We start from the raw sequence: 26,363 nt of genomic DNA on the forward strand, positions 1-26,363 counted from the left end.
TATAAAAGTCATGAACGACATCTCCTCATTTTATCGATCGCACTTATTATTAGTAATTAAAGTGTACCCGCTGGAATAGGAAATGTCAATTTATAGTACCTAGCTTTGTTCAACGATTTTACGGTAAATTTTTGTGGTGAGACCATAAATTACAAAGTAAAGACATAGCAGAATTAATGTGATTGATACTGCGATTATCGTCATTAATTGAACATTGTAAAAATTAAATTGGATTAAAATTTGACGGATCGCCGGAATAGCGAAACAAAGGTTAATAATCGCACCGACTACTGGTAGCATAAAGACCATCAATACTTGACTATGGATGCTCTTAGTTGTTTCTTTTTCACTTAACCCAACTTGTTGCATTGTCTTGAAACGAGCTTGATCTTCATAACCTTCAGTGATTTGTTTGAAGTAGATGACAACGGTTGTCGTGATACCAAGCGCAAAACTAATGAGAATTCCTAAAAAGACGATCCCGCCATAGAGACTTGTTAACTGGCTCTTAAGGTTTGTTCGAGAAGAATATACTTGGTTTGGTAAATGTAGCTTAGCCTGTAAATCATTCTCAAATTGAAGATGCTCTTTTTTGCTTCCGTTTAAGTGATAGTCGATTCCGATAAAGCAAATTGTGGCAGTATTTGCGGGAAGGTTATTGGTAATTACAAAAATAGGAGAATAAATCGAATGGCTAGGGTTGAAGTAATAATTGAAATTATGGAGGACCTTTGCCTGATACTTTTGTGAGCCTACTTGTAAGGATCCCTGATGTTCCTTGGCAGGAGAATAAATTAACGCCTTGTCTTTTCCTAGTTTGACTTTTTGGCCTGAAATTCGATTATAAGTAGCGGTTGACATTGTAATGATCGAATTAGTGGTTTGATTAGTCATATTTTCTAAACCACCTTGAATAATAAAATGATTGTTTTTCCAGTATCCGTATTGTGGCGCGCTGGTGGTAAATGTTAGCGGCTTATCAAGGTGGGCCTGATGTTTACTTGCAACTGACTTGATAGTAGCTTCTTGCTGAGAAGAAAGCTTTTGCGAAGTAATAATAGTAAGATCGCGAGGCGCAAAGGAATTAACAGTATCATTGATTCCCGCATACATGGTTAATGAGGTAAAGAGGATCACGAGGACGGAACTGCAAAGTAAACAAATCGTTGCAAGACTAGCGCCGTTTTGCTCCATTCGTTGTAGCATTCCTGAAATGGCGATGAAGTGACGAGGCCGATAATAATATCGTTTGTTCTTTTGAAGAATTTTAAGAACAATGATACTTCCAGTAATGAAAACAAGGTAGGTTCCAATTACCACTAAGAAAACTGCCAACATGAATGTCGATAAGGCGGATATTCGGGGCTTAACAGTAATTGTAAGGTAATAAGCGAAAGCAAGGGCAGCGACCCCGAGAAGTCCAGCAAAAGTGAATAGCTTTCCGTGACTAGCAATTTTAGCTTGTTTGGGCTGCCATAATTCATTGGGATTTAAACGAAATAGTTTTATTAAGTCAATAACCATCAAGATTAAGAAAAAGCCGCCGATAATTAAAATTGTGGTGGTTACAGCAGGCCATTCTACCCATGGTTGTGATAAATGCTCAATTTGCAACAAATGGGCAAAACCGAGAAATGCGAGGCGGTCAAAAATAACTCCGAATAAAATTCCGATAAAAAGACTAATTACTAGCAGATATAATTTTTCAATAATTGTTAATACCTGTAAATTACGGCTAGTCATTCCTAACATGCTGTACAGACCCATTTCCCGCTGACGTTGTTGCCATAAGAAACGGTTGACATAAATCATAAATGCAAGGGTTACAAGAATGATAAAGGTTGATCCTGTCTGCATTAATGCTTTAGTTACAGCTGCACTTGGCAAATCTTTAAGACTACGGTTAATTTCAACCGCCTTAAAAATATAGTTAATAGCGACTAGCATTATCATTGAAATAAGGTAAGGAATGTAGACCTTAAGATTACGCTTAAAACTAGAATTGATTAGTTTGAAGAAAAGCATTGTTTATTCACCGCCATTCGTTAAGGTCATCATTGTTTGGCTAATTTGCTGTTGATAATCTTTTAGTGAAAGATCTCCACGATAAAGCTCATGATAGATTCGCCCATCCTTAATAAAGAGGGTGCGTTTAGCATGACTAGCAGCAGCGGCACTGTGCGTAACCATGATGATAGTTTGACCGTTAGCATTAACCTCATCAAAAAGTTCAAGAATTTCGTTGCTGGTGTTTGAATCTAAGGCCCCAGTTGGTTCATCGGCGAGGAGAAGGTCAGGATGGGTAATTAGGGCACGTGCAATTGCAATACGCTGCTGTTGTCCTCCTGAAATCTCACTTGGGAAACGATCAATAATTTTATCAATTCGTAAGCGGTCAATTAGGGGCTTGATTCGTTCTTCCATTGTTGTAACAGGTGTTTTTGCTAGGACAAGCGGTAAATAGATATTGTCACGATTTGAGAGGCTGTCAAGTAAGTTAAATTGTTGAAAAACAAAGCCGAGATGTTCGCGACGGTAATGTGCTGCGTCGTCTTTTGATAGTTGACGAAGATCTTGCCCATTAAGAACCACCTGACCATTAGTTGCCTGTTCTAGGGTTGCGATTATATTTAACAAGGTACTTTTACCAGCACCAGATTCACCCATGATTGCCACATACTCCCCTTCTTCAACTTTAAAGGTAATATCTTTTAAGGCCATAACAGGGTTCGCGGAGTTAGGGTTGTATACGCGTTGAACGTGTTGGAGATTTAATACTGTCATAATAGTTTTCCTTTCTGGTAAAGTGCTAAGTTTGATTATGTCTTAATTATAAAAAGGTTCTGTACTACTTCCTACTTACGGAAACGTACAGAACCTTACAATTTTGTAAGCTTTAAATTAAGCATGTTTAACGTTGGCTGACTGAAAAGATAAAATGGCTGTTGTTCCTCGGCCTTGGATTGATGAAACGCTAACCTGAAAGTTTAATTGCTGAGTAACCTTTTTAACAAGGTACAACCCCATGCCAGTAGCAGCAGTTATTTGGTGACCATTTTCCCCAGTAAAGCCATTTTCAAAAATTCGTGGAAGATCAGTCGTTGGAATTCCGCAACCATGGTCAGTGATCCGTAAAGAATTAATTTCCCAGGAAATATTAATAGTATTGTTGGGGGCTGAGTATTTGATTGCATTTGAAAGTAGTTGTTCAATACAAAAGCGCAACCATTTACGGTCAGTAAGAATAGTAACTCCAGTTAAATTTTGTAACTCAGGAATAAGCTGTTTATTAATAAAAATAGCTGAGTTTTGCTGTAGGATTGCGTTCACTAGCTGGGCAATATTAACCCATTGAAAATCGTAATCGTGGTTATTGATCGCTAGGCGTTCATCGCTTAATAGTAAATTTAGATAATAATTTGCTTGGTACGTATTTCTCTTAACTTCTTCACTGGTGACTGTTGGTGAATTTTCTGCAGCAGCAGTTAAACTTGTTAAATAATTTTTGATTTCGTGGGCAAATAATTCAAGGTGGTCAAGTTGTTCATGTTGTACTGCTTGTAATTGACGGATAGTCTGGATGTTTTTTGAGCGTTCTTTCTGCAGAATTTCAATAAGTCTTCCTTCAGTTATATTGGCGGGGTTAAAGTTGTCAAGCTGTGAAATCGTTAAATGGCGAAGACGATAGAATTGAATTGCACCTGTCCAAATAAGCCAAATGATAAAAATTGGAAGGGAGAAACGAATAGTGTCACCCCAAAAAACGATAGGAAGATTATACAAAATTGCTAGCAGACCGATTAGACCAATTAAAATTATATAACCGATAGTAGCAGGGAATATTGAACGGCAAAATAATTTGAAATAATACTTATTCATGATCAACCACCAGGCGATAACCAAGGCCACGTTCTGTGTGAATACATTGACGTAAACCAATTGTGCTTAGTTTAGTTCTTAGACGGCTAATATTGACGTTGAGGGTGTTTTCATTGAGATATTTTCCACCTTGCCATAACCATTGCAGTAGTTGATCTTTAGAAACAGTTTTATTGCGATGACTAAGTAAAACTTGTAGCATTGCCCCCTCAGTTGGAGTAAGTTGCGCAGTGCCGTATGCATTTGTAAGAACATTAGTAAGCGGGTTAAATGAATTATGCCCCCAGTCTAGTTTTTCCGTATCGGTTACCTGCTTATTTCGGCGTAACAAAGCTTGGATCTTTGCTAAGAGGACGGTCATTGTGAATGGCTTCATGATGTAATCATCAGCCCCAGCCGTAACTGCGTGCATGACATTGGTATCAATTTCTGCTGCGGAAATTACGATGATCGGTACTTGACTGTATTTACGGACTTCCTGAATCCAATAAAAACCATCAAAAGTAGGAAGAGTGATATCAAACAAAACAAGATCTGGCTTTGCAGTAATAATCTCGTTTGCAACGTTTGCCCAGTCCTTAACTGTGATGGTATCATGTTGCCATTTGCTTAAATTTTGCGCAATTGCATGGATAATGTCGGGATTATCCTCAACAATAAATATTTTAGCCATAATTTTTCCTCGTAAGTAGATTTAACATCATAATACATTAGTTAGTTCAGAAAGGAAAATACATGTTTGACAATTTTGAATGGCTGTTTGAAAATAAGGCAAAAGGAAGTGGGAATGGATGGACATTAAGGATAATTTATTAACCCTAGCTGATGGTAACAAAATGCCGCAAGAGGGTTTTGGCCTGTACAAGGTAGATGGACAGGAAACGATGAATCAGGCGGTAAGCAAAGCGTATGAGATAGGTTATCGCTTATTCGATACTGCACAACTATATGGCAATGAACAAGAGGTTGGAAATGCCTTTAAACAATTAGCAATTCCACGTGATAATATTTTTGTTACAACAAAAGTCGCTGAGGGAAACCAGGGCTATGAGAAGGCAATCGAATCGGTCAAAGAATCATTACATAAACTACAAATGGATTATGTTGACTTATTACTTGTTCACTGGCCGATTGAACGTTCATTTTTTGATACATGGCGGGCGTTTGAAGAAATGAAGAAGGCGGGACTTACACGATCGATTGGTGTAAGCAACTACCAAATGATTCATCTTCAGTATTTAGCAACGCAAGCAAGTGAAATGCCTGTTGTTGATCAAATTGAACTGCATCCCCTATTAACGCAAAAACCGCTATTACAATTTAATCGTCAGCATCAAATTGTAACGCAAGCATGGAGTCCGCTTGGCAGGGGAGCCGTTCTTAATGAGTCAATATTAAAAGATATTGCCGTTGCTCATGATAAATCAACCGCGCAAGTGATTTTACGCTGGCATTTGCAAAACGGCGTGTCATTTATCCCTAAGTCAGTTCACGAAGAACGAATCGCACAAAATGCTGATATTTACGATTTTGAACTTAGTGCACAAGAAATGGCGCAGATCGACTCATTAAACGCCTACCATCGGACCGGCCGTGAACCAGAATTGGTGTATGAATATAATAAGCAATATTAAAAAAGCAGCAAAGCGATTGGAAAATTATCCACTCACTTTGCTGTTTTGTACTACTCTAGGCCCAGTTCTTTAGCATAGGCAGATTCTTCTTCACTAAGTCGTTGACGTTCACGTTCGTTATACCATGGTGAAATGGTGAAGGCGAGAACATCATTAATTAGATAGATTGAACTATTAACGGCCATTGCTAAAGTAGCTGAACCTTGCTTGTAAGAAACAAACCAAAGTACTAATTGGGCAAGACCGGATGCAAGCCACCAGAAGTATTGATTGTTAAAACGTAAGAAACAGATGACACCAGCAGAAAGACTGATGGAGAAACTAATTGCATCAATCCATGGTCGTGGATCATCAGTTAAATTACCAATCAAGTAACCTGAAACGAGATATACCGCAATGGTTGCCACAATAGCGATTGACCATGAACGGGCATTGAACTTACGAATCTTAGAAGCCATGTTAACGTTCCAGTTTGCAGAAAGTAATACTGGTAAATCGAGGGTAATAACATAGGCGATTTGCTCAACAATACTTAAATAATTTTTAGCACTAAAACCAGCAATAATGAAACACAGTGCTGATAAAATGCCTAAGAAACCATTTACTGACTTTGCTGCATTAATTGCTAGAACACAAAGGACACCAGGCGTGGTACCGATAAAAGTAATGACAGTAACCCATGTTATCGGGGCACTTACTAAGGTCATAACCTGACAGCCTAAACTGAAAAAGAATAGGTAATAGTTTTGTTGTGGCCAGCCCTTTAACTGGTGGGCAAGAAATTTTAAATAATTGCTAAGCATCAATATAACTCCCTCTACTATATGTTGTATAAGTTGTGCTTTATATCAGTTAAGAACACAATATGTTGTGGCTATAAAAAGCGACGTTTAATAGTATAGCGGGTCAAAATCAGAGATGCAATACCTAAAATTTTGTTTAATCAGTTGCTTAGAGCAATTGAACAGCGAGGGATTAACCCTATTACCGAAAATAATAAATTAAAAAATTTTTGCTGTAATATTAAAGAAACTAAAATAGCTTATCAATGTTATAACTCAACTTTAACAATCTTAACCCGATATGATGATTGTGGCGCTTCAACGGTTACAATGGTTCCGGCGGTTTGATGAAGGAGGGCTTGACCGAGCGGGGAGTCGAAGGAGATCTTTTGTTTAGCAATATCAGCTTCTTGCTTACCAACAATATGGTAGATTTCTTGCTCATCATCATCTTCAAATTCAATTGTGACGGTCGTACCAAGGTCAACAGTATGATCATCGCTAGGAGTCACAATTTCAGCGTATTGAAGCTGCTTGTTGAGATAACGCAGCCGGCTTTCGAGGTGGCGAAGTTCTCGCTTAGCAGTACTGTATTCCGTGTTTTCTGATAAGTCGCCAAGGGCGCGGGCAGCTTTTAACTGTTCTATTTTTGCTGGACGCTGCTTTTGTAATCCAGCAATTTGTTCCTCAATTTCATGATAACCATTAGCAGTCATTTTTTGAAAATAGACATTTTTCATTGCTTCTTGAATCTTTTTTCGTTGCATTGGTATAATATCTCCTTATGTATTAACAATCTAGTTATATTTACTAGATATAATTATGATATGATAGAAAGGAAAATTCAATTTGGAGACGGAGGACAATAGATAATGAACGAACAAGAACAGCATATTGACCAGTTCCTTACTTCGTCCAACTATCATCAGTTATCTGCTAATCAGCAAAAACATGCACAGGATATTTTGACTCGTTTTAATAACCAGATGGCAAATGATCAGCATTTGACCGATACTACTTGGACACCAGAAGCAGTAAAAGCGGTCATGGTCGGGGAATTTATCGCTGATCCATCATTAACTAATCAATTTGGGATTGCGGTTGTTCCGGTTTTACGTGCTTACCAAGAATTTTTGAAAGTTGATAATCTCGCTGAAGTCGTTAAGGCAATGGAAGAACAACGAACAAAAATGAATGAATGTCGTAAAGCACATAAGACATGGGCCCAATTACACGGGGATGAAGAGCGCGAAGAAGAATCAGCGCCAGTTCAGGAAACTCCAGCTAAAGAAAAAGTTACATGGACACCTGAAAAATTTAAGGACTTGTTAGCAAATATTCAACAAGCTATTAAGACTGATCCGCACTTTAACAACCTTGAATTGGATAATGTCGAACTGAATTATGTTGTACAAGAGTTCTTAGAATTAATGGTTCAAGAATGTGCTGAATATCCAGATCAGTGGACTTTCAGTAACTTACAGCGGGTATTGGGCATGATGATGCCATTGGATCCGCATATTTCAATAAAGCAGATTCATAATATTGTACCAAGTGCACAGGCATTATTTGAATATATGAAGCAAAATGATTATATTGACATGGATCAGTATAAGCTCGGTTTAAAGGCAATTGCCAATATGCAACCGTCGGAAGACATGCTTGCTTCATTAAATCGTGATGAACGTGAAACGCAATTAGTTCTATCGTTCATTAATAGTAATGGAATCGATACAGATGATGCAGATGTGGCTGAAGCATGGATGGATGATCATAAGCAAGAAGTTGCTGACTTTATGCGTGGCCTGTTAAATCCATGGGGTGAATATGAGCGGAAACGTTTAATTAAGCGTCAACGTGAAATGCAACAAAAGCAACAGCAACAAATGGCTGTAAGTGACCATACCGATTCGCAGTTAAAGCGGAAGAAAAAGTCGCTTCAAGGTATTAAGTTTAGTAAAAAGGCCCGGCGCAAGTTACGTCGTCGGTAATTAATAAAGGAGGAATCCGTAATGAGCGTTGAAATTCCAGAAAATATGGAAGATGTAGCAATGCAACTAGCTCAACACAAGGTCCGCGGTGAGCAGGTTGATGAAACAACTGTTATTCAAAATGCGGTTCGGGATATACTCCAAGCATTTTTTGACGAAGCTCTTGAAGGTCATTATGATGATGTTAACTGGGATGAAAATGACTTAGTTGTTACTGATGTTATGGGTAATGAGGCTGGTCGTGTTCACCCACAGTCAGATTCATTTGTTAATGATTTTAAGACGGATGCTGACTCGTTAATTGAACGACTCGAGGAGGAAACGGCTAGAATTGTTGGTGGTCGTTAAAGCCTAATAAAAGAAAAAATGACCAGTGGAATATTTCCATTGGTCATTTCTCTTTTTAAAGACGATTTTTAATTTCATATGGCTTGGATTTTTTGTGCTCAGCTGGTAAAGCATCTTTAGCATAAAAAATAGCATATTCTTTATCGTTAGGATCCTTTGCGATAACAAGATCGTCATTGCGACGCTCGCGCTTGAAAATTTGGCCCTTCCGAACTGCTTCATTGTAATCATTAATGTTAGCAACTGAATCGCCAGGATTAAAGAAAATTCTTGTTTCCATTGTCATTTCCTCCTTACGCACGACTTGGTAAATCAACTTGTACTTTTGCTAGAATATGTCCTTTGGCGGCGTGAATGAAATCATTAAGCCAGTACTTGTTTTCTAAGGGTAATGTGTCATCCAAGGCAAACACCATTAAGGTATAGTTATGAGTTTTATCAGGTGGTTGTGGACCTACATAGCCGCTGGTAATAAGTGGATCGCCATTTACTAGTGAACCGGCATTACTATTATTTCCTTGAACGAATTGAGCGGCTAAGTTTCGACTAGCATTAGCAGGAATATCCGTTAATGTTCCGGGGATGTTAGCTGCTAGCCAATGGATCCACGTGAAACCACAAACAGGTGTTGAATCGTAATCAACAAATACAATCGCAAATGTTTTGGTATCGGCAGGAGCGTCTGTAATCTTTATTGGGAAAGACTTGATTGGGTGATCAGCTAATATATCCGCTGCAGGCGCGTATTTACCATATTCATCGGCTAACATTCCGTTAACTAATGGTACTGAGATTTGCATAAAAATCCCTCCTCATAAACAATTATAATCTAGGTCAGTCTAAATACAATTCCCGCAGTTCTTTTATTTCAGCAGGAGTTATCCCGAGATATTCATTAAGGTAATGATCAACATTTCCATAATTTTGATTAATATTTTTTATTGCGGTATTGATATAATCAGGTGCGACAGAAGCAAGGGCGGCACGATTCGTTACCAATTCTTCACTAGCCCCGTTATCCCGCATTTCTTGTAGCCAGTTATTTCGGAACTCTTGGGTAACAGTATTAGTCAATAAGTAATCTTCTATAATAACTTTTTGTTCTACCCCTAGAGCGCTAAGGATAAGAAATGATGCCATTCCAGTCCTATCTTTTCCAGCAGTGCAGTGAAAAAGCAAGGCACCGTGTTTATTGCTTAATAGAAGCTTAAATAAATCTTGATATGCTTGCTTTGCAGAATTGACAGTTGTCATTCGCTGGTAGACATCAATCATATGATGATATCCATTACCCGGCTTCTGCATTTGTGCAGCGATTTCCTCATCACTGTGCGATGCATCGGTTTCATCTGATTCAAAAACCGGTAAATGATAGTAAGCAGCAGTAGCAGGAACACGGTCAGGAGCCTTTTTTACCTCATCAGGGGCACGCAGGTCAACATCAATTGTAACCGGGATTGCGTCTAGTACTTTTAAATCATCTTGTCCCAATCGAGCGAGCGATCCAGTTCGAAGCAGACGTTGCCATTTCGTCGTGTGGCCGTCGCTAGTAGGATAGCCGCCTAGGTCGCGGAAATTATAGCCATTTTTTATTGGTAATAATCGTTGGTTAGCCATAGGAATCCTCCTCATATTATTTCTTAGTTTTATTGTACACTGGATTTATGTAAAAGCGGACTTAAAGCTTTTGCCAGCATTTTTCCTTCTGCAATGGCGCCTCGCTGATCGGGGTGTAATCCATCTGTAAAACTATGCTTCCAGCTATTTGTTTCGATGATGGGACACTGATGATTAGCTGCAATTGACCGAATTTCTTGGGCAAAAGTTTGACTAAATGGAATCATTATTGTCAACGGGGTATTTGGAAAAGTTAATTTGATTTGTTGGACAAACAAGTCAAAAGCGGCAATGAATTGTTTTACAGGGAACCGGCGATCGTTGACACCTAAGTTAAGTACTGTTAAATCAGGACGGTTAGGGGTCCATAAGTCTTGCGCATCGATTCTTGCTAAAAACTTATTAGCAGTAGGAACGCCACCAGTGGCAGAACGTAATACCCCGCCAGCGGAATAGGCAATTCGCACGCTATCGGTATTGAGGATATCAGCGCTAATGGCTGCATAATTTTTCTCGGGACGATAATCAAATGAAGGATGGTCACCAGCAACCCAGCATCCAGCAGTAATAGAGTCGCCAATAAAGTTGATTATTGACCGTTTGGAAGATTGTATAAGGTTTCCTTGATTTAGAATAATTCCCTTGATCGCAAAGCCCTCATTACCAGTCCATACTTCATCAATATCGGTATTACCAGCTGCCATAATCTCAATAATATGTGATTCAGGGCTTACAGAAATTGCGATTTTTCCTAAAGCAGCTTGATAGCGATGCCAGTCCCCGTTATCAATCCGAATAGCAAAAACCTGGCTTGGTGAAAGGAAGTTTTGATTTGCGATAACTTCCACATAGCACTTGGTTGCTCCTTGAATTTTAAAACGTAGATAACTACCCAAATTGGTTGTATACAAGGCGGAAGTGTTGTTAATTTTTTTAACCGTCCAACGACCTGTCCGCGAAGCAAGCTTAATTAAATCTTTTGGGATATATTTTTTCATAAAAAGCCTCCGTCTATGTTAAATAGTGTAGCATTTTGACAGGCGACGGGGCTATTTATTTTTATTTTATAGAAAACGTTTTCTTTATTGATAACATTAATTTGAAAGCGCTTGTTGACGGGCGGGTGAAAAAGGAGTAAATTATATTTAGTAAAAGTTTACTAATGTTTGTTTGATGTATGGAGGTTATTCTGATGGATAAGCAACAATTTTTAGCTGAATACCAAGACGTCTTTAAGGAACCAGGACAAGATGTATTTTTCTCACCAGGTCGGATCAATGTAATTGGGGAACACACTGATTATAATGGCGGACACGTTTTCCCTTGTGCTATTAGTATTGGTACGTATGGAGTATATGGTCTGCGTGAAGATACAACGGTTGCTATCTACTCGGCAAACTCAGCCAAGGAAGAAGATAGTAAGATTATTACTTTTGATATTAATGATGAAGAACCACAAAGCGCAAAAGATGAGAAGTGGGTTAATTACTTCAAAGGGATGCTGGTTTACTTAAAGCAACGCGGTTTTAAGATTGACCATGGTTTTAATTTATACATTCATGGATTCCTTCCATATGGTTCAGGCTTATCGTCGTCTGCATCAATTGAAATGCTGATGGGTAATATCTTAAAAGATGAATTTAACCTTGACATTGATGAGATTGAACTTGTTAAGCTTGGTCAAAAAACGGAAAATGATTTTGTCGGCTTAAACTCTGGAATTATGGACCAATTCGCGGTTGGAATGGGTAAAGAAAATAATGCAATTTACCTTGACTGTAATACCCTTGAATATAAGTACTTGCCACTTGAACTAGGTGACTACGAAATCGTGATTATGAGTACCAATAAGAACCACTCATTAGCAGGTTCAAAGTATAATGAGCGGGTTCAAGAATGTGAAGAAGCTGTTAACCGGCTTAATAAGAAACTTAATATTACTAAACTTGGTGAATTAGATTCCGATACGTTCGATCAATACACTTACTTAATTAATGATGACACGTTAATTCGCCGTGCCCGTCATGCTGTTAGTGAAAACGAACGAACAAAGAAGGCCATTGACGCAATGGAAAAGGGTGACCTTGAAGAATTAGGCCGGTTAATCAATGCTTCTCATGTCTCGCTTAAATATGATTATGAAGTTACCGGAAAAGAATTAGATACACTAGCTGAAAATGCATGGGGTCAGCCAGGCTGCCTTGGTGCTCGAATGGTCGGTGGCGGATTTGCTGGTAGTGCAATCGCCATTGTTAAAAAGTCAGCTGCCGATGAATTTAAGAAAAATGTTGGTAAAATTTACCGTGACAAGATTGGTTATGACGCTAGTTTCTATGATGCTGAAGTTGTTGATGGACCACATAAGCTTTAATAGTATTTTAGTGGGGGAATGAGAAAATGAAGTTAATGGAAAAGTTTGCTGATCAGGTAATCGCCAGTGGAACGTATGAACCGCTTGATCGAATTTATATTTTAAATAAGATTCGCGGATTCGTGGGTGATGAAGATGTTGAAGCAAAAGACGATGAACCGGTTGTTAGCCAATTAGTTGATTTAGCCGTTAAGCGTGGCAAGATTGATGATGGTCAGACTGCTAGAGAGATTTTAAATGATCAATTATACGATTTGATGACACCAACGCCATCAGCAGTTAATCATAAATTCTGGGAAAAGTATCAACAGTCACCGGCAACAGCGACTGACTGGTTCTATAATCTTTGTACCAGTAACGACTATGTTAAGGTGGCAGCAATCAAGAAAAATGTTGTTTTTGACAAGCCAACTAAATATGGAAATCTTGAAATTACGATCAACCTCTCAAAACCAGAAAAAGATCCTAAAGCAATTGCCGCCGCTGCTCATGATACAGCTAAAAAATATCCGCAATGTGCTCTTTGTATGGAAAATGAAGGTTATAAAGGACGACTTGGTCAAGCCGCACGGAGCAACCACCGGATTATTCGGATGACAATTGGCGGTCAGCAATGGGGATTCCAATATTCACCATATGCTTATTTCCATAAACACTGTATTTTTCTTGATAGTAAGCATGAACCGATGAAAATTAATCGGCAAACTTTAATTAACTTGGTTGAAATCGAGAAACAGCTCCCTGCTTACTTTGTCGGTAGTAATGCTGACTTACCAATTGTCGGTGGGTCAATGCTTGCTCATGAACATTATCAAGGTGGTAAGCATGTCTTTCCAATGATGAAGGCTTCAATCAAAGAGAAACTAGCATTTGATGATTATCCAGCCGTTGAAGCCGGAATCGTAAATTGGCCAATGAGTGATATTCGGCTAACAAGTACAAATACGGAGCAATTAATTGATCTTGGAACGCATATTATCAATGTTTGGGATCATTATAGTGATGAAAGTCTTGATATTAAAGCGTTTGATGGTCAAACACGCCACCATACAGTTACGCCAATCATGCACCGTGAAGATGATAAGTTTATTCTTGACTTAGTGCTGCGTGACAACAATACTAGTGATAAGTATCCGCTAGGCATCTTCCACCCACACGAAAAGCTATGGCACATTAAGAAGGAAAATATTGGTTTGATTGAAGTGATGGGTCGAGCAATTCTTCCGGCACGGCTTAAGAATGAATTAAATGAAGTTAAGAAGTTCTGGCTCGGTGCTGAAAATAAGATTGCTGATAGTCACCTTCCGTGGGCTAAGGAAGTTCAATCAAAGGTAAAGATTACCGAAGACAATGTTGATGAGGTAATGGAACAGGAAATTGCCAATATATTTGCTAATGTTTTAGAGAATGCCGGTGTATTTAAAGACGATGCAAGCGGAAAAGAAGGTTGGCAACGGTTCGTTGATGTCTTAAAATAGTTTTAACCTAAAAGAGAAAGGGGCACTGAGGCAGAATGGCAGTAACATTACACGATATCGCAGACAAAGCAGGGGTATCGATTGCGACAGTATCGCGAATTTTAAACAATGATGTGACTCTTTCTGTAAACGAAAAGACGCGTCAACGGGTGCTAGCCACTGCTGAAGAGTTTAACTATACTAAACATAAGCGGGCACGAAACAACCAGGTGCAACGCGTGGCAGTTGTTCAGTGGTATTCTCTCACTCAAGAATTAGACGATTTGTATTACATGGCGATTCGAATGGGGATTGAACGGGCAGCTCAACAGCAGGGATTACAAACAGTTCCAGTTTATCAAAACAATATGGAAGAAATCCCGCGCGATGTTACGGGCATCATCGCGATTGGGAAGTTTAGTGACTCGCAAGTACAAGCATTGCGGCTAGTAACTTCTAATATTGTATTTGTTGATTATGATAGTCTAGCAGCTGGATATGATTGCTTGGTACCTGATTTTGAAAATGCAGTTCGTTCTGTTATTACAGAATTTGTCAATGAAGGAATAGACGATATTGGAATGTTGGCGGGGACTGAAAGGACAACTGACCAACAAATAGTTCCTGATTTGCGACGCTTTTATTTTGAGAGCACCTTACGTCAACAAAACCTCTATCATCCAGAATTTATATTTGCTGGCAACTACACCTCGATGTCAGGATATAATGCGATGAAGAAGGCAATTGCAACGCTTGGTGATCGAATGCCGCATGGGATTTTTATAGCAAATGATCCGATGGCAGTAGGTGCGTTGAAAGCAATTCAGGAAGCCAAAATTAATGTTCCTAATCGGATTGCGCTAATTAGTTTTAATGACACTGCAATTGTTAAATATGTTTATCCAAGCATGTCTGCGGTTCATGTAGCTACGGATGAAATGGCTCACACAGCAGTGGATATGATGATTAAACGATTGCAAAACCCTAGTAATGACCCATGTAAAACAGTTGTTGGAACGCACTTAATTCTGCGCCAGACAACTCGCTAAATCTGCTAAAAAAGCAAGGTAACCGGGAATCTCTTCTCAGTCGCCTTGCTTTTTTCATTTCTTAATTCTTTTTTGATACCACCGATATGCAAAGTAAAGACAAATAACTGCCATTATACCAATAGCAATCGTAGTATATTCGTTGAAAATGATTACGATTTTATTCCAGGATTGGCCGACCCATGCCCCGAGGACGACAAGGATTGTATTCCAGAGGGCACTTCCAATAACGGTTAAGACGCAAAATTTTCCTAATGAGGTTTGGGCAATCCCAGCAGGAATCGAAATTAAGCTTCGGATAACGGGGATGCATCGCCCGTAAAAAATACCACTGGTGCCGTGATTATTAAACCAATTAACTGCTTTTTGCGCATCGTCATGATGAAAGCCGAGCGTCTTAAATAACCGATGATCGAGAAGCCGTGTAAGTCGTGCAACTGTTAATTGGCGACCGACTGCATATAGAATTAGCGCACCAATCAATGAGCCAATGGTTGCAGCGCTAATCACGCCAATAATCGACAAGGTCGTCGTAGTAGTCATAAATCCGCTCATTGTGAGAATAATTTCGGATGGTAGCGGAGGGAAAACATTTTCGAGGGCAATTAATAAGGCAATTGCTATGTACCCAAATTGATTAATAAAGTCCGTTATCCAAGCATTCATAAATTACTCCTGTTCAATTAATAGTCTTTAATAACGATATCATATTAGCAAAACTTTCAGGGAAGATTAATCCTTTCTTTAGTTAAAATTACGAATTATTAATGATCCTTTATAGCTTTGAAGTGAATGAAACATTAGGGATAGTTCTAAAGTGTTCGGTTTTAATTGAATAAAATCTTAAAATTTGCTAAAATCTTGCTAAAAATGTGCTAAAGTATAATAAGACTACATAAGGGAGATTGATGTAAAGTGAAGCGATATCGTTTCGGGCGCCTTAGTATGGGCTGGCAGATTATGATCGGGCTAGTCCTTGGTATTATTTGTGGATTAATTTTCTATCAAAATAAGGGTGCCATCACTGTTATGCAGAGCTTAGGAACAATCTTTATCCGGCTGATTCAGATGATCGTAATGCCAATCGTTGTTTCTTGCTTGACTGTTGGAATTGCTAATATTGGTGATATTAGAAAGTTAGGACGGATTGGTGGAAAGACTCTAATTTATTTTGAGGTTTTGACGACCATTGCGTTAATCTTAGGGATAGTAATGGCTAATGTTACGCATCCTGGATCATTCATTGATATTCATAAACTTCATGCGACTGATATTTCACAATACATGTCAACTGCAAAGTCAGCTGAACACAATAGTGGATTTTGGCCATTGATTTTGTCGATTATTCCAACGAATATTTTTAAAGCAATGTCAGATGGGGATATGATGCCTGTTATCTTATTCTCTGTTCTTTTTGGACTTGGTATTGCAGCTGTTGGTGAAAAGGCTAAAATTCTGATTGACGTATTAAATGGTGTTTCAGAAGTTATGTTCAAGGTTACTAATTGGGTAATGAAGTTTGCACCAATTGGGGTCTTTGGATTGATTGGAATGACAATTGCTGAAATGGGAATCAGTGCATTACTGCCATTGGGATTATTTATTCTGATTGCATACGTGACGATGCTTATTTTTATTGTTGTTGTTCTAGGAATTACCGCCCATATATTCCATTTACGTTATTGGAAGACGATGCGAGCTATTCTTGATGAGATTGTATTAGCATTTACAACTGCTAGTTCTGAGGTTACGTTGCCACGATTGATGAGAAAGACTCATGAGATGGGCGTAAGCAAGGGAATTACCGCCTTTGTTATCCCAACCGGTTATACCTTTAACCTTGATGGATCTGCTATTTATCAATCATTAGCTGCAATCTTCTTAGCACAGGCTTATGGTCTCCATCTTAGTCTTGCTCATCAGATTACCTTATTAATTGTATTGATGATTACAAGTAAGGGAATGGCTGGTGTACCAGGAGCCTCGTTTGTTGTCCTTCTTGCTAGTGTATCAACGATTGGTGTTCCAATGGCGGGATTAACTTTTATCGCCGGAATCGATCGGTTTGTTGATATGGGACGGACTGCCGTTAATGTGGTTGGTAATTCAATTGCTACACTTGTTATTGGTGAATCAGAAGGTGCGCTTGACCGTGAAAAGTATAATGCGTACTTAGATAATTACGGAAAAGAGACCTCTACAAAGACCGAAACTAAATAAAACTCAAAAACGAGGTGAAGAAAAATTCTTCGACCTCGCTTTTTTATGCTACTTTTGTTCATTTTGTTCTTCTGGTAGATTATTTTGCGACGATGCTAACCTAACACCACGATGTTCGACACTAGTGCTAAAGACAATTTGTGTACTAGTCTTACCAAATCGTTGTTGAATAGTATTGATAAAATCGTCTAAATCAGTAGTTGAGGGAAAGACAACCTCCATTATTTCAGAATAATCACCGGTTACACAATTACATTCAATTACATTCGGAATTTGTTGAATGTACGGATAAAACTCCTGCTTTTGTCGTGGTTCAAGTTGAACTTGAATGAAAGCTTTAACATGAAAATCGATTTTTTCCATGTTTACACTTGTATGATAACCAGTGATAATTCCGCTTTTTTCTAATTTATTAATTCGCGCTGCAATTGCTGGGGATGAAATAAAACATTCTTTGGAGAGCTCTTTCAAAGAAGCGCGGGCATTTTTTTGAAGAAGATTAATAATCTTTCGGTCGATCTTGTCCATTTAGTACGGCCTCACTTTCAAAAATTAAAGATATATTTGATATACTAAGGGTACTCTAATTAAAGATTAATGTATAGTATAAATTTTATAAAATAATAAATTAATTAAAATTTGTTTGAAGCATGATTATTTCAGTTTCTATTACTTCCTTCCTCAAAAAAATGGTATAATTTAAGTAAATATATACTTGTTGTTTGAATGGAGGTTCAAACTTATGGATCAAGAATATCAAAACATCCTAGTTCCAGTTGATGGTTCTAAGGAATCAGAATATGCATTACACCGAGCTATCGCTATTGCCAAGCGAAACGGCGCTCATATAGATATCTTAAATGTTATTGATACACGAGCAATGGCTTATAATTTTGCTGGTATGTCAGATGGAAGTATTGCGTACCAATTGGTTGACAAATCAAAGCAATACCTTGATGAATTATTAAAGGATGCTAAGAATAAGGATGATTTTGATAACCTTGACATCCACATTCGTCTTGGTAATCCAAAGACTATCATTTCGTTTGACTTCCCTCGTGATCACCACAACGACATGATTATTATCGGTGCTAGTGGATTATCACGGATGCAACGGGCAGTGATGGGGTCAGTTACATCATACGTAAAGCGTAACGCACCCGTTGATGTTCTGGTTGTACGGACTGATGTAGATCAAGTTAAGTAATTGTTTATATAAAAAGATTAGGGCTAATGGTATTAATTACTATTAGCTCTTTTCTTATATCTTGTTGCGGCTGACAACATTAGTGAGCACCCATGAAAACCCAATAATTGTAGTTTACGATTGTGCCTTAGAATAGAATGTATGAAGAATAATAAACGGGAGGAGCCACTCGAATTAGAGCAGTTCCTCCCGTTTGACAGAGAAAGATATTTAATTATTTTTTAGTGACTTCCATAACCACATCAGTAGTCGTCACTTTATCACCAGCGTCTTTCAAGAGCTTAATATCAAAGTCTTTACTGTTAGTGACAGTAACCATGACAGTATCATCAAGGCCAGCTTTCTTAATTGCTGGGTCCCAGAATTCCATTAGTTCTTGGCCTTTGTCAAAGTGTTGATCCTTATCAAAGTAACTAATAAATCCTGTACCACGAAGCTTAACAGTATCGATACCAACGTGGATAAGTAGCATAATACCATTATCAGATTCAATACCGATTGCGTGACGAGTAGAGAAGGTTGCTCGTACGGTTCCGCTAAATGGTGCGATAACCTTACCATCAGATGGTGTGATAGCAAACCCTTTACCCATGTTGCCAGAAGCAAAGGTCTCATCATTGACATCCTTTAAGTCAACAAGGCTACCAGCTACAGGTGAAGTGATGTTAGTAACACCTGGTTGTGGAGTAGGGGTGGATTCACTAGCAGTGTTGTCAGTGTTATTAAATTGCTTACCCCAAGTTTGTTCTAGTTCAGCAACAATCTTAGCATGTGATTTTTCATCCAATTTAACTTTAAGAACAAAGATAATGATACCAACAATAATTAAAGCGATTGGAATTAAGAACATGTAAATCTTAAATACATTTACACCATGTGCTGTGACAGTGGCAGCGGTAGCACCACCGGTCATACCAGCGGCAACAGTAGCCATAACAACAACCCCGTTAGCAACAGCCCCACCAAATTTATCAAGTAATGGACGAATTGATAAGGTGAGTGATTCGTCACGGTGACCTAATTTAAGTTGACCATATTCAACTGAGTCGGTGATAGTCATAAGCACAACTAAGAAAATAATTGGTTGTGGGATAAAGAATAATTCAGCCCCAAGCAAAACTAATGCTAATGACTTACCAGCAAAGGCAAAAATTAAGGCACCAAGGACTTCAATGGAGGCAGCGCCATAGAATAACTTGTGACGACCAATCTTTCCAGAGAAGAGCGGGAAGGCAAAAACAGAAATTACACCAACGATTGTGTTTAGACCACCAAGGATTGAGAAGGCCTTGGCGTCACCTAAAATATAAGTGAAGTAATAAAGTTCAAAACTATTTAACAAGGTTTGTCCAGTTGTGAAGAATAGGTAGGACATTGCTATAGCTAAAAGCTGGTCATTCTTGATTAGAATATGGAGAATGTCTTTAAGCTTAGTTTCTTCTTTATTTTCACGAAGTAATGATTTCTGTTCGTGAGTAAATAGCCCAACACCAATGGCAGTAATTGCTGAAATTGCAGCAACAATTGCGGCAAAGATGAACCAACCACGGTCATCACCAGTACCACCATTTTGGTTTATCGAGAAGAATAGAACCATTGGCATGATAACAAATCCGATGATCTGCCCACCAATTGTTGAACCAACCCGGGCAAATGTTGCTATTTTATCACGTTCATGTGAATCAAAAGACATCGCTGGGACCATTGACCAGAAACCAACATCATTAAAGGAGTAGAACACATCCATAATGATATAAATAATAGCAAATACAACTAAGTATAGAATAGGATTGCTTGTGTTCAATCCTCCTAGTGGTGTGAATAAGGCTGCAAGTAAAATGGCTGAAATAATACCACCGCCAACAACCCATGGTTTAAATTTACCCCATTTAGTGTTAGTTCGATCAATTGCGTTTCCGATTAACGGATCAATTAATAATTCAACGATCCGTAAAGTCATGATAATACCACCGACATAAGCAACCATTCGATTATCGAAGGCTTTATCATTAGTGGTAAATAAGTGACCGGTAACATACATCATAAAGTAGGTAGAAAGTAGTGCAAAGAAAGCATCATGTCCGAATGCACCTAAAGAATAGGCAAGGCGAGAGCGGACAACGTGTGGATCTTTTTTTGCAGTATCAATTTTCGTATCCATGTTAACTCCCCTTTTCTACAACAACATAAAATATCTTACAGCCATAATAGTAAGCGTTTTCACAGGAAAAGTCAATGTAATTTTAGTAAAGTTTTACGAAAAAGAGGGTTAATATGAAAAAAATTATTCTTTAAAGGCCAATTGCATTACCTGTGCCTGCGAAAATTTTAACTTGTTAGCGCTTAAATTAATATATTTATTTATGATTCGCGGATCAGCATGAATATCGTTTGCTAAGAAGTCATGAATAGTAGTAACACTTTCACCAGCAAGACGTAGATGGAGGATTGTCATTGTGACTGCTAATTGTTCTACTTTAGCGGCAGAAAGGGTAGCAGGGGCCGTTTCAACAACACCTTGATAATAACCGTTCATAAATACTTTATTCATAAAATCATCTCCCATTTAATCAAAACACTATTTAGGCTGCTTGTTAAGAAATTTAAAACTAAAAAACGACCGAGATTTCTCTCAGTCGTTAAATCAAAAATTATTTGATTATTGTTCTTCGTACCAGCTGTAGTGGAAGTTACCAGGACGGTCTGTACGTTCGTAAGTGTGAGCACCGAAGTAGTCACGTTGAGCTTGAAGCAAGTTAGCAGGAAGCACTTCTGAACGGTATGAGTCGTAGTAACTAATAGCAGCACTAAGTGAAGGAACAGGAATACCAGCCTTAACAGCAAGGGCAACAACGTCACGAATAGCCTTTTGGTACTTCTTAGCAATGTCCTTGAAGTAGTCATCAAGGAGTAAGTTCTTCAAGTCTGGGTTCTTAGTGAAGGCATCAGTGATGTTTTGTAAGAATTGTGCACGAATAATGCATCCTGCACGCCAGATTTGTGCTAATTCGCCATACTTAAGGTTCCAGTCGTAACGTTCTGAGTCAATACGCATTTGTTCAAATCCTTGTGCGTAACTCATAAGCTTACCGAAGTAAAGTGCTTGACGTACTTTTTCGATTAATTCTTCCTTGTTGTCGATTGAAACAGCTTCAGTGTCAACTGGTAATTCCTTGCTTGCTTGAACACGTTCGTCCTTCATCATTGAGATGTAACGTGCGTAAACAGCTTCAGTAATAACTGATTGAGGAGCACCATCATCAAGGGCAGTCATTGAACTCCACTTACCAGTACCCTTGTTAGCACCACGGTCAAGGATCATATCAACGATAGGCTTGCTCTTGTCGTCACCAAGGTCATCCTTACGAGTAAGGATATCAGCAGTAATGTCAACAAGGTAGCTGCTTAATTCACCCTTGTTCCATTCAGCAAAGGTCTTAGCAATGTCGTCAACAGGCATCTTTAATACGTTACGCATGATGTTGTAACTTTCGTCGATTAATTCTTCATCACCGTATTCGATACCGTTGTGAACCATCTTAACGTAGTGACCAGCACCGTTTGGTCCGATGTAGGCAACACATGGCTTGCCGTCTTCTTCAGCCTTAGCAGCAATCTTAGTAAGGATTGGAGCAACTAAGTCGTAAGCTTCCTTTTGACCACCAGGCATAAGTGATGGACCGTGAAGGGCACCTAATTCACCACCGGAAACACCCATTCCGATAAAGTTAATACCAGACTTGTCTAACTTGGCGTTACGAGCCATGGTATCGTGGAAGTTGGTGTTACCACCATCGATTAGAACATCACCCTTGTCAAGCAATGGTAATAATTCGTCGATAAGAGCATCAGTTGGCTTACCAGCCTTAACCATCATAAGAATCCGACGAGGCTTTTCTAGTGAGTCAACGAATTCCTTAATAGTGTAGCTAGGTACTAACTTCTTGTCACTGTGGTCACGCATCATATCGTCAGTCCGGTTACGGTGACGGTTGTATACACCTACAGTAAAGCCACGGCTTTCGATGTTAAGTGCAAGGTTCTTACCCATAACAGCTAAACCAACAACACCAATTTGTGCTTTTTGATCAGACATTAAAGTCACTCTCCTCAATACTTATGTAATATATTTCACAACCTCGATTATAACAAAATTTGGTGATAGTGCAAACGCTAAACATCAAATTTTATAAATAAAAAAGCAATTTACAGTAAAAATACTATAAATTGCTTGAAATGATTAATGATTTAAACGGTAAACCCACTTACGACCATCACGGGCTAACAGTTCATCTGAAGCTGCTGGTCCCATTGAACCTGGTGTGTAGTTAGGGAATTGAGGCTTTTCAATGTCCCAAAGTTTCCGAATAACATCAACGAACTTCCATGCGTAAGCAATTTCTGCCCATGAAGCAAAGTTAGTGTGGTTTCCTTCAAGTGCATCGTGGAAGAGACGTTCGTATGGTTCTGGAGATTCCTTCTTGTCAGAATCACTTTGTAAGAATTGTAAGTCAACGGGTTCAGTAGTGAAACCTTGCCCAGCGCGCTTGGCGTTTAATTGAATTGCAAAACCTGAGTTAGGTTCAACAAAGATAGTCAATACGTTAGAGTTAAGGGATTGATCACTTTCAGAACGAGGGTTGGCAAAAATATCGATTAATGGTTTCTTGAAGACAACGTCAATACGAGTAAATTTGTCAGCTAACTTCTTACCAGTCCGAACGTAGAATGGTACACCAGACCAACGATAGTTATCAAACATTAACTTAGCAGCAACAAATGTTTCAGTACCAGATTCTGGGTCAACGCCATCTTCATGACGGTAAGCGTTAGTCCCTTCACCAGCATCATATTGTCCACGAACAAAGTTAGCAGCTGCTTCGGATGGAGTATAAAGACGAAGACTACGAAGCGCCTTAATCTTTTCAACCCGAACATCAGCATCAGTAAATGCGACAGGTTGTTCCATTGCCAATTGGGCAACGATTTGCATGATGTGGTTTTGTACCATATCACGTAAAGCACCAGATTGGTCATAGTAACCAGCCCGTTCTTCAACACCAAGCTTTTCACTTAATGTTACCTGGATGTTGTCGATGTAACGGTTATTCCAGAGAGATTCAATCATTGTGTTACCAAAACGTAATGCTTGAATGTTTTGAACCATTTCCTTACCAAGGTAGTGGTCAATCCGGAAGATTTGATTTTCGCTAAATGTTTGTGACAATTCATCATTAAGCTTTTTAGCAGATTCAAAGTCACGTCCAAATGGCTTTTCAATAACAAGACGGTTGAAGCCATTGTCAGTTAATAATCCTTGCTTCTTCAAGTTTAGTGCAATAGTACCAAAGAATTGTGGGGCCATTGACATGTAGAAGAGGCGGTTGCCTTCAGTACCGAATTGTTCATCTAATTCAGCGAGGCGTTGCTTGAGAATTTCGTAGTGTTCAGGCTTAGTAACATCGTGAGATTTGTAGAAAAAGTGCTTTGAGAATGCATCTGCTTGACCATTCTCAGTTTCAGGAATGTTACTAATTGATTCACGAACAATCTTTTGGAATTCTTCGTCAGTTAATGGACGACGTGAAGTTCCTAATAATGCAAAGTGGTCAGCTAGGTAGCCTTTTTGATATAACTTGAACAAAGCAGTATAAAGTTTACGCTTTGCAAGGTCACCAGTAGCACCAAATAATGTAATGACAGCCTTATTTTCTGTAGCCAAAATGTTCACTCCTTCTGAAATTTCAGAAAATTCTTATACCGTGACAATTATATACTCTTAAAGCACAATCTGCACTAGTAAAGGAAACGTTTTCTGAGATGAATTCTTAGAAAAGCTAAATGGACCATTGATGATAAATGGCTTATTAATCAGTGGTTGGCAAGCGATTATCAATAAGTGGTCTAGATCAAAAAACTTTTAAAATAAATTTGTGATTAATTGGGCTAATTGCTAAAAACCTAATAAAAAAGAAAAAGAAGAGCTAATTAGACGCTCTTCAAAAAGTTAAACAAATTGTTTCCGTTCTGCGATAACTCCACAAACTGTAAAGAAGATAGCAGCAATTGCAATTACAATTAAACTAGCAATCCAATTATGGGTTTGAGAATATAGGTTACCAACTACAATTGGTCCTAATGCTGCAATCAAGTAACCAATTGATTGAACCATTCCCGAAAGATTCCGCGTATCAGCAGCGCTCTTTGTCTTAAGTCCAAATAGGGTCATGGCAAGGACAAATGTTGTCGTTGTACCCATTCCAAGGAAAAGCGCAACAAATGCATAATAGACAAAGGAATTAACAGGGAAGAACATCATCCCCGTCCCAATAAGTGAAACGATACCTGCGAATAGCATAATAGGCTGACGGTTTTTCATCTTAGTAGCGATTACAGGTACCAAGAATGCAAACGGCATTGAGAATAGCTGTAGTAATCCAGCTACTAGGCTTGCTTGGTCGCTGGATAAGCCGGCATCCATTGCAATTGTTGGCAGCCATGCAACAATGCTGTAGAATACAAAACATTGTCCCCCGAAGAACAAAAGCAACCACCAAGCATTAGCATTTTTCCACATATTTGTTTCAGGCTCGTTAGCAGTATCATCACTAGCAGCTCGTTGATTATATCGTAGGTTAGGTGCCCAAACGACTGCTGCAATTAGGGCGATGATACTAATGATAATCACAGCGGTTTCCCAGCTTGTAGCGTGAGTAATTGGTGTAATAGCATAAGCACCAATTGCTGCAAACAGGGTCATAGCAACATTGTACATTCCCGTAACACTACCAATACGGTTAGGCAGCTTATCGGAAATAATTGCGGGTAATAATACATTAATACAAGTAATCGCTGCCCCTACTAAAATTGTCCCAATCATTAACGATGAGAAATTTAAAATTCGGAGATATGAACCAACAAACATTAAAATCATTGCTAATTCAATTGTTAATTCATTACCGATCCGTTGAGCAAGGGTAGAGACAAGAGAAGATAATAATCCAAAACAAAGTAATGGAATTGTTGTTAAGATTCCGAGGCTGGTTGTTTCAACATTAAATGTGCCTGCAATGTCTTTAACAACAGAAGGGATTGCTGTAATCGGCATACGCATGCAGACACCGAGGAGCAATAAGCCAAGGATTAACAACGGACTATGCTTTTTGACTTTTTCCAAAAAATTCATCCTTTCATTTTATATCGGCCTGATAATAGACTAGACAATTATATCATAATGTTCTTTCAGTTATGATTAATATACGGTTAGAAGTGGCTAATCCAATTTAAGAACCAGTTTGACTGAAACCGATTCAAAACATATAATCAACAGTGAATATTTTTTCGGAGGAACACTATGACGGCGATATACCCATACCTGACATTTGAAAATGCTAAGGAAGCCATGTCTTATTACGAGCAAGAATTTGGCGCTCAAATTACATATCACGAACCCTTAACTAAGGAACAAGCAGAGAACCTCGGACTGCCGATTGACCAGTTAAATCGGACAACGTTGCGCGGTGAATTTTTAATTGCGGGTCAAAAGATTATTTGTGCAGATGCGACGATGGGAAATCCCCAGACATCTACTTTGATTTCGATCTTACTTGATTTTGAGAATGAGGAAGATAAAGCACGAGATTTGTTTAATCGTTTGGCAAACTCTGAAAATCAACGAGTTACGGTGCCTTTTGGTGATTGGGTATTAGGTAATGTGATGGGTCAAATAGTGGATAGGTACGGGATAACCTGGCTGATAAGTGCTAGTAAACAGGGATAACAGGTGTAAAAGAGAATGAATTAGTTCC

Annotated in this window: 26 protein-coding genes; 9 read left to right on the plus strand and 17 right to left on the minus strand. The window is 38.7% G+C overall.

Going from position 1 to position 26,363, the window contains the following annotated elements:
• Positions 1 to 99: 99 nt before the first annotated feature.
• The 4 genes from IEU90_RS01595 to IEU90_RS01610 form a co-directional block, all read right to left on the minus strand.
• The gene (locus IEU90_RS01595; RefSeq protein ID WP_188357633.1) at positions 100 to 2,025 is read right to left on the minus strand and encodes an ABC transporter permease; all 1,926 of its coding nucleotides are present in this window, start codon (positions 2,023 to 2,025) and stop codon (positions 100 to 102) included.
• Positions 2,026 to 2,028: 3 nt separating this feature from the next.
• Positions 2,029 to 2,784 carry an ABC transporter ATP-binding protein gene (locus IEU90_RS01600; protein ID WP_188357634.1) on the minus strand — a complete coding sequence of 252 codons (756 nt, stop codon included), beginning with the start codon at positions 2,782 to 2,784 and terminating at the stop codon, positions 2,029 to 2,031.
• Between the two features lie 117 nt (positions 2,785 to 2,901).
• Positions 2,902 to 3,879, minus strand: a complete 978-nt coding sequence (locus IEU90_RS01605) for a sensor histidine kinase (RefSeq protein ID WP_153709232.1) — start codon at positions 3,877 to 3,879, stop codon at positions 2,902 to 2,904.
• A complete protein-coding gene (locus IEU90_RS01610) occupies positions 3,872 to 4,552 on the minus strand; it encodes a response regulator transcription factor (protein ID WP_153709231.1) in 681 nt (226 codons plus the stop codon). The genes IEU90_RS01605 and IEU90_RS01610 overlap by 8 nt, the downstream gene beginning before the upstream one ends.
• 118 nt (positions 4,553 to 4,670) lie before the next feature.
• Here IEU90_RS01610 and IEU90_RS01615 point away from each other — a divergent pair, with 118 nt between their 5' ends.
• Positions 4,671 to 5,513, plus strand: a complete 843-nt coding sequence (locus IEU90_RS01615) for an aldo/keto reductase (protein WP_153709230.1) — start codon at positions 4,671 to 4,673, stop codon at positions 5,511 to 5,513.
• Between the two features lie 50 nt (positions 5,514 to 5,563).
• On the opposite strand, the gene pnuC is transcribed toward IEU90_RS01615, so the two are convergent.
• Together pnuC and greA are read right to left on the minus strand one after the other, a co-directional pair.
• Positions 5,564 to 6,316, minus strand: a complete 753-nt coding sequence (gene pnuC, locus IEU90_RS01620; RefSeq protein WP_188357635.1) for a nicotinamide riboside transporter PnuC — start codon at positions 6,314 to 6,316, stop codon at positions 5,564 to 5,566.
• A gap of 248 nt (positions 6,317 to 6,564) precedes the next feature.
• Positions 6,565 to 7,062 carry a transcription elongation factor GreA gene (gene greA / locus IEU90_RS01625; protein WP_153709228.1) on the minus strand — a complete coding sequence of 166 codons (498 nt, stop codon included), beginning with the start codon at positions 7,060 to 7,062 and terminating at the stop codon, positions 6,565 to 6,567.
• 105 nt (positions 7,063 to 7,167) lie between these two features.
• Here greA and IEU90_RS01630 point away from each other — a divergent pair, with 105 nt between their 5' ends.
• A complete protein-coding gene (locus IEU90_RS01630; RefSeq protein ID WP_153709227.1) occupies positions 7,168 to 8,286 on the plus strand; it encodes a hypothetical protein in 1,119 nt (372 codons plus the stop codon).
• 21 nt (positions 8,287 to 8,307) lie between these two features.
• Positions 8,308 to 8,634, plus strand: coding sequence for a hypothetical protein (locus tag IEU90_RS01635; protein ID WP_153709226.1), 327 nt, complete (start codon positions 8,308 to 8,310; stop codon positions 8,632 to 8,634).
• Between the two features lie 55 nt (positions 8,635 to 8,689).
• On the opposite strand, the gene IEU90_RS01640 is transcribed toward IEU90_RS01635, so the two are convergent.
• From IEU90_RS01640 to IEU90_RS01655, 4 genes are read right to left on the minus strand one after another with little or no spacing between them, the layout of a single operon-like run.
• Complete coding sequence (locus tag IEU90_RS01640) at positions 8,690 to 8,914, minus strand: hypothetical protein (RefSeq protein WP_153709225.1); 225 nt, start codon at positions 8,912 to 8,914, stop codon at positions 8,690 to 8,692.
• A 13-nt stretch (positions 8,915 to 8,927) separates the two neighbouring features.
• Entirely contained in the window at positions 8,928 to 9,434 is a 507-nt protein-coding gene (locus tag IEU90_RS01645) for a YbhB/YbcL family Raf kinase inhibitor-like protein (protein ID WP_153709224.1), read from the minus strand.
• Positions 9,435 to 9,468: 34 nt separating this feature from the next.
• On the minus strand, positions 9,469 to 10,251 hold the full coding sequence (locus tag IEU90_RS01650; protein WP_153709223.1) for a tyrosine-protein phosphatase: 783 nt from the start codon (positions 10,249 to 10,251) through the stop codon (positions 9,469 to 9,471).
• A 29-nt stretch (positions 10,252 to 10,280) separates the two neighbouring features.
• The gene (locus tag IEU90_RS01655; protein WP_188357636.1) at positions 10,281 to 11,249 is read right to left on the minus strand and encodes an SGNH/GDSL hydrolase family protein; all 969 of its coding nucleotides are present in this window, start codon (positions 11,247 to 11,249) and stop codon (positions 10,281 to 10,283) included.
• A 194-nt stretch (positions 11,250 to 11,443) separates the two neighbouring features.
• Here IEU90_RS01655 and IEU90_RS01660 point away from each other — a divergent pair, with 194 nt between their 5' ends.
• The 3 genes from IEU90_RS01660 to IEU90_RS01670 are packed head-to-tail and all read left to right on the plus strand — an operon-like array spanning position 11,444 to position 15,128.
• Positions 11,444 to 12,622, plus strand: coding sequence for a galactokinase (locus tag IEU90_RS01660; RefSeq protein ID WP_153709221.1), 1,179 nt, complete (start codon positions 11,444 to 11,446; stop codon positions 12,620 to 12,622).
• A 26-nt stretch (positions 12,623 to 12,648) separates the two neighbouring features.
• Positions 12,649 to 14,100 (plus strand): UDP-glucose--hexose-1-phosphate uridylyltransferase, encoded by a 1,452-nt coding sequence (locus tag IEU90_RS01665; RefSeq protein ID WP_188357637.1) that lies wholly within the window; start codon positions 12,649 to 12,651, stop codon positions 14,098 to 14,100.
• A 35-nt stretch (positions 14,101 to 14,135) separates the two neighbouring features.
• Complete coding sequence (locus tag IEU90_RS01670) at positions 14,136 to 15,128, plus strand: LacI family DNA-binding transcriptional regulator (protein WP_153709219.1); 993 nt, start codon at positions 14,136 to 14,138, stop codon at positions 15,126 to 15,128.
• Positions 15,129 to 15,182: 54 nt separating this feature from the next.
• On the opposite strand, the gene IEU90_RS01675 is transcribed toward IEU90_RS01670, so the two are convergent.
• Positions 15,183 to 15,794 (minus strand): DedA family protein, encoded by a 612-nt coding sequence (locus tag IEU90_RS01675; protein ID WP_153709218.1) that lies wholly within the window; start codon positions 15,792 to 15,794, stop codon positions 15,183 to 15,185.
• Between the two features lie 249 nt (positions 15,795 to 16,043).
• On the opposite strand from IEU90_RS01675, the gene IEU90_RS01680 reads away from it, so the two are divergent.
• The gene (locus tag IEU90_RS01680) at positions 16,044 to 17,348 is read left to right on the plus strand and encodes a dicarboxylate/amino acid:cation symporter (RefSeq protein ID WP_163704794.1); all 1,305 of its coding nucleotides are present in this window, start codon (positions 16,044 to 16,046) and stop codon (positions 17,346 to 17,348) included.
• A gap of 48 nt (positions 17,349 to 17,396) precedes the next feature.
• Here the strand turns inward: IEU90_RS01680 and IEU90_RS01685 are convergent, their stop codons facing one another.
• Complete coding sequence (locus tag IEU90_RS01685) at positions 17,397 to 17,876, minus strand: Lrp/AsnC family transcriptional regulator (RefSeq protein ID WP_153709217.1); 480 nt, start codon at positions 17,874 to 17,876, stop codon at positions 17,397 to 17,399.
• A 214-nt stretch (positions 17,877 to 18,090) separates the two neighbouring features.
• Here IEU90_RS01685 and IEU90_RS01690 point away from each other — a divergent pair, with 214 nt between their 5' ends.
• Positions 18,091 to 18,555, plus strand: coding sequence for a universal stress protein (locus tag IEU90_RS01690; protein ID WP_153709216.1), 465 nt, complete (start codon positions 18,091 to 18,093; stop codon positions 18,553 to 18,555).
• Between the two features lie 214 nt (positions 18,556 to 18,769).
• Here the strand turns inward: IEU90_RS01690 and IEU90_RS01695 are convergent, their stop codons facing one another.
• The 5 genes from IEU90_RS01695 to IEU90_RS01715 form a co-directional block, all read right to left on the minus strand.
• The gene (locus IEU90_RS01695) at positions 18,770 to 20,716 is read right to left on the minus strand and encodes a sugar MFS transporter (protein ID WP_153709215.1); all 1,947 of its coding nucleotides are present in this window, start codon (positions 20,714 to 20,716) and stop codon (positions 18,770 to 18,772) included.
• A gap of 123 nt (positions 20,717 to 20,839) precedes the next feature.
• Complete coding sequence (locus tag IEU90_RS01700) at positions 20,840 to 21,106, minus strand: hypothetical protein (protein WP_163704797.1); 267 nt, start codon at positions 21,104 to 21,106, stop codon at positions 20,840 to 20,842.
• Positions 21,107 to 21,214: 108 nt separating this feature from the next.
• Positions 21,215 to 22,651: an NADP-dependent phosphogluconate dehydrogenase gene (gnd, locus tag IEU90_RS01705; protein WP_188357638.1), complete on the minus strand. Its 1,437-nt coding sequence runs from the start codon at positions 22,649 to 22,651 to the stop codon at positions 21,215 to 21,217.
• Positions 22,652 to 22,795: 144 nt separating this feature from the next.
• On the minus strand, positions 22,796 to 24,277 hold the full coding sequence (gene zwf / locus IEU90_RS01710) for a glucose-6-phosphate dehydrogenase (RefSeq protein ID WP_153709212.1): 1,482 nt from the start codon (positions 24,275 to 24,277) through the stop codon (positions 22,796 to 22,798).
• 285 nt (positions 24,278 to 24,562) lie between these two features.
• Positions 24,563 to 25,741, minus strand: coding sequence for a CynX/NimT family MFS transporter (locus IEU90_RS01715; protein WP_153709211.1), 1,179 nt, complete (start codon positions 25,739 to 25,741; stop codon positions 24,563 to 24,565).
• 168 nt (positions 25,742 to 25,909) lie between these two features.
• Here IEU90_RS01715 and IEU90_RS01720 point away from each other — a divergent pair, with 168 nt between their 5' ends.
• Positions 25,910 to 26,335, plus strand: a complete 426-nt coding sequence (locus IEU90_RS01720) for a VOC family protein (protein WP_153709210.1) — start codon at positions 25,910 to 25,912, stop codon at positions 26,333 to 26,335.
• The last annotated feature ends 28 nt before the right edge of the window (positions 26,336 to 26,363 follow it).

This window comes from Limosilactobacillus caviae, from assembly GCF_014635905.1.
Taxonomy (GTDB): domain Bacteria; phylum Bacillota; class Bacilli; order Lactobacillales; family Lactobacillaceae; genus Limosilactobacillus; species Limosilactobacillus caviae.

Coding starts and splice junctions, on each gene's coding strand:
- IEU90_RS01595 (WP_188357633.1), bottom strand. CDS start 2,025: ATGCTTTTCTTCAAACTAATCAATTCTAGTTTTAAGCGTAATCTTAAG.
- IEU90_RS01600 (WP_188357634.1), bottom strand. CDS start 2,784: ATGACAGTATTAAATCTCCAACACGTTCAACGCGTATACAACCCTAAC.
- IEU90_RS01605 (WP_153709232.1), bottom strand. CDS start 3,879: ATGAATAAGTATTATTTCAAATTATTTTGCCGTTCAATATTCCCTGCT.
- IEU90_RS01610 (WP_153709231.1), bottom strand. CDS start 4,552: ATGGCTAAAATATTTATTGTTGAGGATAATCCCGACATTATCCATGCA.
- IEU90_RS01615 (WP_153709230.1), top strand. CDS start 4,671: ATGGACATTAAGGATAATTTATTAACCCTAGCTGATGGTAACAAAATG.
- pnuC (WP_188357635.1), bottom strand. CDS start 6,316: ATGCTTAGCAATTATTTAAAATTTCTTGCCCACCAGTTAAAGGGCTGG.
- greA (WP_153709228.1), bottom strand. CDS start 7,062: ATGCAACGAAAAAAGATTCAAGAAGCAATGAAAAATGTCTATTTTCAA.
- IEU90_RS01630 (WP_153709227.1), top strand. CDS start 7,168: ATGAACGAACAAGAACAGCATATTGACCAGTTCCTTACTTCGTCCAAC.
- IEU90_RS01635 (WP_153709226.1), top strand. CDS start 8,308: ATGAGCGTTGAAATTCCAGAAAATATGGAAGATGTAGCAATGCAACTA.
- IEU90_RS01640 (WP_153709225.1), bottom strand. CDS start 8,914: ATGGAAACAAGAATTTTCTTTAATCCTGGCGATTCAGTTGCTAACATT.
- IEU90_RS01645 (WP_153709224.1), bottom strand. CDS start 9,434: ATGCAAATCTCAGTACCATTAGTTAACGGAATGTTAGCCGATGAATAT.
- IEU90_RS01650 (WP_153709223.1), bottom strand. CDS start 10,251: ATGGCTAACCAACGATTATTACCAATAAAAAATGGCTATAATTTCCGC.
- IEU90_RS01655 (WP_188357636.1), bottom strand. CDS start 11,249: ATGAAAAAATATATCCCAAAAGATTTAATTAAGCTTGCTTCGCGGACA.
- IEU90_RS01660 (WP_153709221.1), top strand. CDS start 11,444: ATGGATAAGCAACAATTTTTAGCTGAATACCAAGACGTCTTTAAGGAA.
- IEU90_RS01665 (WP_188357637.1), top strand. CDS start 12,649: ATGAAGTTAATGGAAAAGTTTGCTGATCAGGTAATCGCCAGTGGAACG.
- IEU90_RS01670 (WP_153709219.1), top strand. CDS start 14,136: ATGGCAGTAACATTACACGATATCGCAGACAAAGCAGGGGTATCGATT.
- IEU90_RS01675 (WP_153709218.1), bottom strand. CDS start 15,794: ATGAATGCTTGGATAACGGACTTTATTAATCAATTTGGGTACATAGCA.
- IEU90_RS01685 (WP_153709217.1), bottom strand. CDS start 17,876: ATGGACAAGATCGACCGAAAGATTATTAATCTTCTTCAAAAAAATGCC.
- IEU90_RS01690 (WP_153709216.1), top strand. CDS start 18,091: ATGGATCAAGAATATCAAAACATCCTAGTTCCAGTTGATGGTTCTAAG.
- IEU90_RS01695 (WP_153709215.1), bottom strand. CDS start 20,716: ATGGATACGAAAATTGATACTGCAAAAAAAGATCCACACGTTGTCCGC.
- IEU90_RS01700 (WP_163704797.1), bottom strand. CDS start 21,106: ATGAATAAAGTATTTATGAACGGTTATTATCAAGGTGTTGTTGAAACG.
- gnd (WP_188357638.1), bottom strand. CDS start 22,651: ATGTCTGATCAAAAAGCACAAATTGGTGTTGTTGGTTTAGCTGTTATG.
- IEU90_RS01715 (WP_153709211.1), bottom strand. CDS start 25,741: ATGAATTTTTTGGAAAAAGTCAAAAAGCATAGTCCGTTGTTAATCCTT.
- IEU90_RS01720 (WP_153709210.1), top strand. CDS start 25,910: ATGACGGCGATATACCCATACCTGACATTTGAAAATGCTAAGGAAGCC.